At 65.3% G+C, this 10,450-nt stretch carries 6 protein-coding genes; all 6 read left to right on the top strand.

The window, feature by feature from the left end; all coding sequences use genetic code 11:
* The first annotated feature begins 28 nt into the window (after nucleotides 1-28).
* The 6 genes from B6V72_RS08505 (at nucleotide 29) to B6V72_RS08530 (ending at nucleotide 10,113) form a co-directional block, all read left to right on the top strand.
* Entirely contained in the window at nucleotides 29-1,186 is a 1,158-nt protein-coding gene (locus B6V72_RS08505; RefSeq protein WP_075776050.1) for an ABC transporter permease subunit, read from the top strand.
* On the top strand, nucleotides 1,186-2,298 hold the full coding sequence (locus tag B6V72_RS08510; RefSeq protein ID WP_075776049.1) for an ABC transporter permease: 1,113 nt from the start codon (nucleotides 1,186-1,188) through the stop codon (nucleotides 2,296-2,298). Before B6V72_RS08505 ends, B6V72_RS08510 begins: the two co-directional genes overlap by 1 nt.
* Entirely contained in the window at nucleotides 2,295-3,905 is a 1,611-nt protein-coding gene (locus B6V72_RS08515; RefSeq protein ID WP_088724744.1) for an ABC transporter ATP-binding protein, read from the top strand. The genes B6V72_RS08510 and B6V72_RS08515 overlap by 4 nt, the downstream gene beginning before the upstream one ends.
* Nucleotides 3,902-5,128 (top strand): glycosyltransferase, encoded by a 1,227-nt coding sequence (locus tag B6V72_RS08520; RefSeq protein WP_088735325.1) that lies wholly within the window; start codon nucleotides 3,902-3,904, stop codon nucleotides 5,126-5,128. Before B6V72_RS08515 ends, B6V72_RS08520 begins: the two co-directional genes overlap by 4 nt.
* Before the next feature lie 96 nt (nucleotides 5,129-5,224).
* Nucleotides 5,225-6,703 carry a DNA polymerase Y family protein gene (locus B6V72_RS08525; RefSeq protein ID WP_088735326.1) on the top strand — a complete coding sequence of 493 codons (1,479 nt, stop codon included), beginning with the start codon at nucleotides 5,225-5,227 and terminating at the stop codon, nucleotides 6,701-6,703.
* Nucleotides 6,700-10,113 carry an error-prone DNA polymerase gene (locus tag B6V72_RS08530; RefSeq protein ID WP_088735327.1) on the top strand — a complete coding sequence of 1,138 codons (3,414 nt, stop codon included), beginning with the start codon at nucleotides 6,700-6,702 and terminating at the stop codon, nucleotides 10,111-10,113. Before B6V72_RS08525 ends, B6V72_RS08530 begins: the two co-directional genes overlap by 4 nt.
* Nucleotides 10,114-10,450: the final 337 nt, after the last annotated feature.

The following is a 10,450-nucleotide window of genomic DNA, read 5'->3' on the forward strand; positions in this document are numbered from 1 at the left end:
CCGCCGATAAACGAGCAGAGGGCCGGACATGGGCGCCTATATCCTGCGGCGATTGCTGATGGTGATCCCCACCTTGCTGGGAATCATGATCATCAACTTCACGCTGACGCAATTCGTCCCCGGCGGGCCGATCGAACAGGTCATTGCCCGCGTTCAGGGCGAGGCGGATTCGATGCGCAACATCTCGGGCGGTGGGGATGCGGGCACGCAGAACCAGGGCGGCGTCGAGGATAGCGGCTATCAGGGGGCGCGCGGCATCTCTCCGGAGCTGCTCAATCAGCTCGAAGTGCAGATGGGCTTCGCGCGGATCGTCTGCGATGACGGGTTCACCGGCACGCCCGATCTGGCGGACCCGGCCTGCCACAAGGAGAAGATCCCGGCCTGGCAGCGCTTCGCGATCATGATGAAGGGCTACCTGACCTTCGATTTCGGCAACAGTTTCTTCCGCAACGAGAGCGTCGTGAACCTCGTGATCGACAAGATGCCGGTCTCGATCACGCTGGGCCTGTGGTCGACGATCCTCGCCTATATCATTTCGATCCCGCTGGGCATCCGCAAAGCGGTGCGCGATGGCACCCCGTTCGATACTTGGACCTCCGGTGCGATCATCGTGGGCTACGCGATCCCGGGGTTCCTGTTCGCGGTGATGCTGATGGTGCTGTTCGCGGGTGGCAGCTATTTCAAGATATTCCCGCTGCGTGGTCTGACATCGGACAATTTCGACCAGCTCTCGATGATCGGCAAGGCGCTCGATTACCTGTGGCACATCGCGCTGCCGGTGACGGCGACGACGATCGCGAGCTTCGCGACCATGACGCTGCTGACGAAGAACTCCTTCCTCGACGAGATCAACAAGCAATACGTGATGACCGCCCGCGCCAAGGGCTTGGCCGAGAAGAAGGTGCTCTACGGGCACGTCTTCCGCAACGCGATGCTGATCGTGATCGCAGGCTTCCCGGCGCAGTTCCTCGGCATCTTCTTCGGTGCCTCGATCATCGTGGAGACGATCTTCTCGCTCGACGGTCTGGGGCTGCTGGGCTTCCAGGCGGCAGTGGAGCGCGACTACCCGGTAATCTTCGGCACGCTCTACATGTTCGGGCTGATCTCGCTCGTCGTGAACATCATCTCCGACATGATGTATGTGTTCGTTGACCCGCGGATCGATTTCGAGAAGAGGTCCGGCTGATGGCATTGTCTCCTCTCAACCAACGCCGCTGGCGCAACTTCAAGGCCAATCGCCGCGCCTTCTGGTCGGCGATCATCTTCGCGATCCTGTTCGTGGCCTCGATGTTCGCGGAGTTCATCGCGAACGACAAACCCATTGTCGTCAGCTATCGCGGCGAGCTGTATTTCCCGATCTACAACTTCTACCCCGAGACCGCCTTCGGTGGCGATTTCCGCACCGAGGCGATCTATCGCGACCCGACCGTGCAATGCCTGATCGAGACCGGCGGCACCGAGGGTTGCTTCGACGCGGACGACCCGAAGGCTTTCGCCAACGAGGCGCTGAAGACGGGTGAGGTCGATGGTGAGAAGATCGAGAAGGGCTGGCTCCTGTGGCCGCCGATCCCCTACAGCTACAACACGATCAACGATGTGGGCACCGCGCCCTCGGCCCCCGATGCCGATCACTGGCTGGGCACGGATGACACCGCGCGCGACGTGCTGGCGCGGGTGATCTACGGCTTCCGCACCTCGGTGCTGTTCGCGCTGATCGTGACCGGGATCGGCTCGATCATCGGGATCGCGGCGGGCGCCGTGCAGGGCTATTTCGGTGGCAAGGTGGACCTGTTCTTCCAGCGTATTCTGGAGATCTGGTCCTCCACGCCCGCGCTCTACGTCATCATCATCCTCTTCGCGATCCTGGGCCGAAGTTTCTGGCTGCTTGTCATGGTCTCGATCCTCTTCGGCTGGCCCGCGCTGGTCGGCGTCGTCCGGGCCGAGTTCCTGCGCGCGCGCAATTTCGAATATGTCCGCGCTGCTCGGGCGCTCGGCGTGTCGGACCGGGTGATCATGTTCCGCCACATCCTGCCCAATGCGATGGTGGCCACGCTGACCATGCTGCCCTTCGTCATCACCGGCGCGATCGGTGCGCTCGCCTCGCTCGACTATCTGGGTTACGGCCTGCCGTCCTCCGCGCCGTCGCTTGGGGAGCTTGCGCTGCAAGGCAAGCAGCACCTGCAAGCGCCGTGGCTGGCCTTCTCGGCCTTCTTCACCTTCGCCATCATGCTCTCGCTTCTGGTCTTCGTCTTCGAGGGCATCCGTGACGCGTTCGATCCCAGAAAGGTGTTCCGATGAAACCGGTTCTCGAGGTCGAAAACCTGAAGGTCGCCTTCAGCTCCGAGGGCAAATTCACCCCGGCCGTGAAAGGCGTGAGCTTCACCGTGAACGCGGGCGAGACCGTCGCGCTGGTGGGCGAGTCCGGTTCGGGCAAATCCGTGACCGCGCTCTCGACCGTGGCGCTGGTCGGCGGCAATTCCAAGGTCGAAGGCTCGATCCGCTACGAGGGTCGCGAGATGGTCGGCGCCTCGGAACGTGAACTGATGCGGGTGCGCGGCAACGATATCAGCTTCATCTTTCAGGAGCCGATGACCTCGCTCAATCCGCTGCACACGCTGGAAAAGCAGATCGGCGAAAGCCTCGCGCTACACCAGGGCGTGACCGGCGAGCAGGCCAAGAAACGCATCATCGATCTGCTCGATAAGGTCGGCATCCAGAACCCGGCGGACCGGCTGCAGGACTATCCGCACCAGCTTTCGGGCGGGCAGCGCCAGCGCGTGATGATCGCGATGGCGCTCGCCAATGGGCCGGACCTGCTGATCGCGGACGAACCCACGACCGCGCTCGACGTGACGATTCAGGCGCAGATCCTCGAACTGCTGGCCGATCTGAAACGCGACATGGGGATGAGCCTTCTGTTCATCAGCCACGACCTCGGTGTGGTGCGCCGCATCGCGGACCGGGTCTGCGTCATGCAGCATGGCGAGATCGTGGAGCAGGGGAAGACCGAAGACATCTTCGCCAATCCCAAGCACCCCTATACGAAGAAGTTGCTGGAGGCCGAACCCACCGGCCGCGCCGAACCGGTGCCCGAGAACGCGCCCGAACTGGTGCGGACCGAGCATCTGAAAATCTGGTTCCCGATCCAGCGCGGTTTGCTGCGCAAGACCATCGGTCACGTGAAGGCGGTCAACGACGCCTCGCTTTCGGTGAGGGCAGGGGAGACGCTGGGCATCGTGGGCGAATCCGGCTCGGGCAAGACCACGCTCGCGCTCGCGATCATGCGGCTCATTCCCTCCGAAGGGCCGATCATCTACGAGAACCAGGACATCTCCAGCTGGCAGGCGAACAAGCTGCGCGCGCTGCGCCGCGACATGCAGATCGTGTTCCAGGATCCCTTCGGCTCGCTCTCGCCGCGTATGACGGTAGAGCAGATCATCGGCGAAGGTCTGACCGTCCACGGCGTCGAGCCGGGCCGCAACCGCCGCGAGATGGTGGCCGAGATCATGGAGGAAACCGGGCTCGATCCATCGATGATGGAGCGCTACCCGCATGAATTCTCGGGCGGGCAGCGCCAGCGGATCGCCATCGCCCGCGCGATGATCCTGCGCCCCAAGGTGGTGGTGCTGGACGAGCCGACCTCCGCGCTCGACATGACGGTGCAGGTGCAGATCGTGGACTTGCTGCGCGACCTGCAGAAGCGCCACGGGCTTGCCTATCTGTTCATCAGTCACGACCTGCGGGTGGTGCGCGCGCTCAGCCACAAGATCATGGTGATGAAGCGCGGCGACGTCGTCGAGGCGGGCAACGCGGCGGAGGTCTTCGCCAATCCGCAGACCGCCTATACGCGCCAGCTGATGGTGGCCGCTTTGGGGGAGAGTTCGCTGACCCCCGAGATTGCATGAAGATCCTCTTCGTTCACCAGAACTTCCCGGGCCAGTTCGTACATCTGGCACCGGCTCTGGCCGCGCGCGGGCATGACGTTCTGGCTCTGACGGTCGAGACGAACCAGCGCCCCTCGCCGGTGAAGGTGGTGAAATACCGCAAGCCCGAGCCGGTCGAGATGTCCTCGCGGCTCACGCGCCTTTACGCCGAAAGCGCCGCGCGCGGGGCAAAGGTCGCGCTTGCCGCCCGGCAGCTGCGCGACAGGCACGGCTATGTGCCGGACGTGATCTTCGGCCATTCCGGCTGGGGCGAGACGCTGTTCCTGCGCGAGGTCTGGCCCGAGGCGAAACTGCTGGTCTATGCCGAGCTGATGTATCGCACGACCGGGATGGACACCGATTTCGACGCGGAATTCCAGAAGCCCGGCCTCGAGACCCGGATCTCCACCACCGCGCGCTCGGCCCATCTGGTCCAGTCGATGGTACAGGCCGATGCGGGGCTTGCCCCGACCGAGTTTCAGGCCGAGACCTTCCCGCCGGAGCTGCGCGCCAAGCTCACCATCTGCCATGACGGGGTGGACTGCGCGCGGCTCGCGCCGAACCCGCAGGCGCGTTTCACCGTGCCGGAAACCACGCTCACCTTCCGCCCCGGCGACGAGGTTCTGACCTTCGTGAACCGCTCGCTCGAGCCCTATCGCGGCTATCACTCCTTCATGCGCGCGCTGCCCGATGTGCTTACGGCGCGGCCCGAGGCGCATGTGCTGATCGTGGGCGAGGAGGGGCAAAGCTATGGCGGCCCGCCGAAGGATGCCAGAAGCTGGAAACAGAAATTCCTGGGCGAGGTGCGCGACCGGCTGGATATGAACCGCGTGCATTTTCTGGGTCGCATCCCTTACGGCGATTACGTCGACATGCTCCATGTCAGTCGCACCCATGCCTATCTGACCTATCCCTTCGTGCTCAGCTGGTCGCTGATGGAATCGATGGCTGCCGGATGTGCGATCGTGGCCTCGGATACCGCGCCGGTGCGCGAGGTGATCACCGACGGGCAGACCGGGCGGCTGGTGGATTTCTTCGATATTCCCGGTTGGTCGAAGGCGCTGGCCGAAGGGCTGGCTACCGCGCAAAAATTCGCCCCGATGCGAGAGGCAGCCCGCGCCCATATGTGCGAGCGTTACGATCTGCGCACCCATTGCCTGCCGCGCCTGATCGCCTTCGTCGAGGGCGCGATCGCGACCGCCTGATCGCGATGCCGACACCAGACGGACTCGACTCCGCATCCCGCGAGACCTAAAAAGAACAAAGCGCGAACAAATGACTCGAACTCTAGGCTCAGCGACATGCTCGACGGGCGCACACGGCGTATTCTCACTCTCTGGTTTCCCCGGCTGGCGAGCGACCGGGTTCTTCGGGCACGAGCCGTTGAGGGGCCTTTCGCGCTGGTCCTGCGCGAGGGCAATACCGACCGGCTGCACTGCCTGAACGCCGCGGCCGAGGGGCAGGGGCTGGCGCGCGGCATGGCGCTGTCCGAAGCCCGCGCCTTCTGCCCCACGCTGCAGACCGCGCCCGCCGATCCCGCCCGCGAGGCGCAATTCCTCGAGACGCTGCGCCGCTGGGCCACGCGCTATTGCCCTTGGGTGGGCTTGGACGGCGAGGACGGTCTGGTGCTCGACATCACCGGCTCGGATCACCTTTGGGGCGGTGAAGAGCCGATGATGGCCGAGATGATCGCCCGGCTGGAGCGCGCCCGGATCACCGCGCGGCTTGGCCTTGCCGACACCCGCGGCGCGGCTTGGGCGCTGGCGCATTTCGCGCCCGGTCGGGCCGCACCCGGCGCGCGGCTCTCGGCTCTGGGCAAGCTGCCGGTGGCCGCGCTGCGCCTGCCGCATGAGACGGTGACAGGGTTGCAGCGGCTGGGACTGCGCGAGATCGGCGATCTGACCCGCACACCGCGCGCGCCGCTCGTGCGCCGCTTCGGCGCGGGGCTGATGGCGCGGCTCGATCAGGCCTTGGGCGATCTGCCCGAACAGGTCTCGCCCGTGGCCGATCCGCCCCATTACGGGACCCGCCTGACCCTGCCCGAACCGATCGGCCAGCAGGCCGATGTGATGGCGGGGATCGAACGGCTGCTCGATCGGCTCTGCGCCAAACTCAAGGAAAACGAAGTTGGCGCACGGGTGCTCTGCCTTACCCTGCGCCGCGTCGATCAGGCCAGCCAGGAGGTCGAGCTGCGCTTGGCCACCCCGCTCAGCGACCCCAGCCGGATCGCGGCCCTCTTCGCGCGCGGCATCGAGGATATCGACGCGGGCTTCGGGATCGACCAGATGCGCCTCGCGGCCACGCAGGTCGAGGCGCTCCCCGCCCGCCAGATTGACACCATCGCCACCGAGCGGCGCGACAGGCTGGGCGATCTGATCACCCGGATCGGGCTGCGCATCGGGCTGGAGAACGTCCAGCGCTACCTGCCCGCCGACAGCCATATCCCCGAGCGCAGCTTCCTGATTGCGCCTGCCGCCTTCACCGACCCCGAGGGCAACTGGCACCAGCCGCACCCTCGTCCGCTGCGGCTGTTCCCGCCGGAGCCGCTCATGTCCGACGCCCCCGATCCGCCGCGCCGCTTCCGCTGGCGCCGCCAGTCGCTCAGCGCGGAACGCATCGAGGGGCCGGAACGGCTGACCCCGGAATGGTGGTTCGACGATCCGAACTGGCGGCGCGGGATGCGCGACTATTGGCGCGTCGAGACCGGGCAGGGGCTGCGGCTCTGGATGTTCCACACGCCGCAGGATCCCGGCTGGTATGTCGAGGGGGTCTTCGCATGACCGCTCCCTTCGCCTTGGTCGAAATATCCCGGGGGGCGCCCGACGGGCGCGGGGGCAGCGCCCCCTCGGCGGTCGTGACCACCGCCAACACGCCCGCCATTCCGCTCGCCTATGCCGAGCTTTGCACCACCTCCAACTTCACCTTCCTCACCGGGGCCTCGCATCCCGAGGAACTGATGGTGCGCGCCGCCGAACTGGGGCTGGAGGCCATCGCGATCACCGACCGCAACTCGCTCGCGGGCGTGGTTCGAGCGTTTTCGGCGCTCAAGGAACTCAAGCGCGAGATCGGTGAGGCGCTGCGTATCCGCTCGGAACTGCAGCGCGACGAAAGCTCTCGCCAGCCCATCGGCTCGCCACAGGATCTGGCCCGGCCGACAACCGCAAAACTGCCGAAGCTGATCGTCGGCGCGCGGCTGGTGCTGAGCGATTGCCCGGTCGAATGGGTGGCGCTGCCTACCGACCGCGCGGCCTATCACCGGTTGAGCCAGCTTCTTACCCGCGGCAAGCGCCGGGCGGGGAAGGGGGAGTGTCACCTGACCCGCGCGGATCTGCTGGAGGGCTGCGCGGGGATGATCCTGATCGCCCTGCCGCCCGCCGATCTGGCCCGTGCCTACCGCCCGCTACAAGAGATGCGGCGGCGCTATCCGGGGCAGGTCTTCCTTGGCGCGCCGCCGCGTTATGACGGCTCGGATCAGCGCTGGTTCGACGCTTGCGCAGCGCTCGCGCTGAGGGCCTCGACGCCGATGGTGGCGACCGGCGACGTGCTGATGCATCGCGGGTCGCGCCGGCAGCTGGCCGATGTGCTGACCTGCCTGCGCGAGGGCTGCACCATCGACGCGCTTGGTACCCGCGCGCTGCCCAATGCCGAACGGCGTCTGAAGGGGGCCGAGGACATGGCGCGGCTTTATCGCCGCCACCCCGCAGCCCTGCGTCGCAGCTGCGAGATCGCGGCGCGCTGCGGCTTCGATCTCGACGAACTCAGCTACGAATATCCCGACGAGGTCGCTCAGAACGAGCCCGCGCAGGACCGGCTCGACCGGCTCGCCCGCGAGGGGCTGGCGCGGCGCTCTCCGGGGGGCATCTCGGAACGTCACGCGGGATTGCTGGAGAAGGAACTCCGCCTCGTCTCCGAACTGGGCTTCGCCGCCTATTTCCTCACCGTCCATGACATCGTGAGCTTCGCCCGCAGCCGCGGCATCCTGTGTCAGGGGCGCGGCTCGGCGGCCAATTCGATCATCTGCTGGGCGCTCGGGATCACCGATGTCAGCCCCGACCAGATCGGCATGGTCTTCGAGCGGTTCATCTCGAAATATCGCGGTGAGCCGCCCGATATCGACGTCGATTTCGAGCATGAGCGCCGCGAGGAAGTCATCCAGTGGATCTACCAACGCTACGGCCGCGACCGCGCGGGGCTTTGCGCGACCGTGATCCATTTCCGCACCCGCGCCGCGATCCGCGAAGTGGGCAAGGTGATGGGGCTGAGCGCCGATGTCACGGCAAGCCTCGCGGGCCAGATCTGGGGCATTTCCGGTAAGGGGCCGGATCACGCGCGGATGGGTGAGCTGGGCCTCGACCCCACCGATCGGCGGCTGTCACAGACGCTGAAACTGATCGGCGAGATCATCGGGTTTCCGCGCCATCTCAGCCAGCATGTCGGTGGCTTCGTCATCACGAAAGGCCGCCTCGACGCGCTTTGTCCGATCGAGAATGCCGCGATGGAGGGGCGTACCTGCATCGAATGGGACAAGGATGACATCGACACGCTGGGCATCCTGAAGGTCGATATTCTCAGCCTCGGGATGCTCACCTGTATCCGCAAGAGCTTCGAGCTGCTGGCGGGGCACGAGAAGCTCGATATGTCGCTCGCCACCGTCCCGCAGGAGGACGCGCCGACCTATGAGATGCTGTGCCGCGCAGATGCGGTGGGGGTGTTTCAGGTGGAGAGCCGGGCGCAGATGAACTTCCTGCCGAGGATGCGCCCGCAGACGTTCTATGACCTCGTGATCGAGGTCGCCATCGTCCGTCCCGGCCCCATTCAGGGCGGCATGGTCCACCCCTATATCAACCGCCGTCAGGGCCGCGAAAAGGTCGATTTTCCCTCGAAGGAGCTGGAAGGCGTCTTGGGCAAAACCCTCGGCGTGCCGCTGTTTCAGGAACAGGCGATGCAGATCGCGGTGGTCGCTGCGGGCTTCACGCCCGAAGAGGCCGACCGCCTGCGGCGCTCGCTCGCGACCTTCCGCAAGATGGGCACGATCGGTACCTTTCGCGACCGGTTTGTCGAAGGGATGCTGGCGCGCGGCTACACGCCCGATTTTGCCGATCGCTGCTTTTCCCAGATCGAGGGGTTCGGCGAATACGGCTTCCCCGAGAGCCACGCGGCGGCCTTCGCGCATCTCACCTATGTCTCCTCCTGGCTGAAGTGCCACCACCCCGCAATCTTCGCCTGCGCGCTGCTGAACTCGCAGCCGATGGGCTTTTATGCGCCTGCCCAGATCGTGCGCGATGCGCGCGAACATGGGATCGAGGTACGGCCCGTTTGCGTGAACCATTCGGGCTGGGACAGCTCGCTGGAACGCCGCGCGGACGGGGCCCTGGCGCTGCGTCTGGGCTTTCGTCAGATCAAGGGATTTCGCGAGGAGGATGCGGGCTGGATCGTCGCAGCCAGGGGCAATGGCTACCCCGATCCGGAGAGCCTGTGGCTGCGCGCGGGCACGCCTCCACATGTGCTCGAACGGCTCGCCGAGGCCGATGGATTTGCGGGAATCGGCCTCACGCGGCGCGATGCGCTTTGGGCCGTGAAGGCGATCCGGGCCCCCGCGCCGCTGCCGCTTTTCGCAGATCCGATGGACGGGGAAGGAGGGCGCGAACCGGCCGTGGAGCTGCCCGCGATGCATCTGGGAGAGGAGGTCGTGGAGGATTACGTGGCCCTCAGATTGAGCCTCCGCGCCCATCCGATGGAGCTGCTGCGCCCCGCCATTCCCGGCCTCACGCCGCATTGCGAATTGATCGGCACGCCGCAAAAGCGGGTCACGGTTTGCGGCCTCGTGATCACCCGCCAGCGCCCCGGAACGGCTTCCGGCGTGATCTTCATCACGCTGGAAGACGAGACTGGCGTGAGCAATGTCGTGGTCTGGCCGAAGCTCTACGAACGGTTCCGCCGGACGGTGATGGGCGGGCGTCTTCTGCGGGTCTCGGGGCGGCTCGAACGGGAGGGGGCCGTGGTCCATCTGATCGCCGAAAAGATCGAGGATCTCTCCCCGCGACTGGCCGATCTGGGGCACCCGCTCGACGACGTTCTGGGCCTCACCGCACCCCAAGCGGATGACGCCCCCAGACCCCGTCCGCAGACCACCGCACGTCATCCGCGAGAGCAGGCGAAACGACTTTTCCCGAGCCGGGATTTTCACTGAAATCTGGTCTCTATCGGCCGCCGCGCGACACATTTTCCGCTGCGGCGATTCGCCTCGCTTTGAACGCAATTGTTCCCGCTACGTCAGGAAAGACTTGTGGATAAGTTTGAATGTTGACGCAGGGTAATACGCGTAAGCATCTGAAATAATTTCAAAATGATCGAATTGCGCGTCCTGTGGATACTATTTCCGTTGCAATATTTCTGCGTAGGTTCAGCCTAAAAGAGAACAAAATTTCGTCAGAAGGCGGAACCGCGTTCATATCGCAACTTTGGGAGGGAGCTTGCCGAAACCGGTGAGCTTCAGGCGCGTCTTGTCTTTGTTCGGCTTGACCAGT

It is taken from the genome of Thioclava sp. F34-6 (assembly GCF_002213235.1).
Classification (GTDB): domain Bacteria; phylum Pseudomonadota; class Alphaproteobacteria; order Rhodobacterales; family Rhodobacteraceae; genus Thioclava; species Thioclava nitratireducens.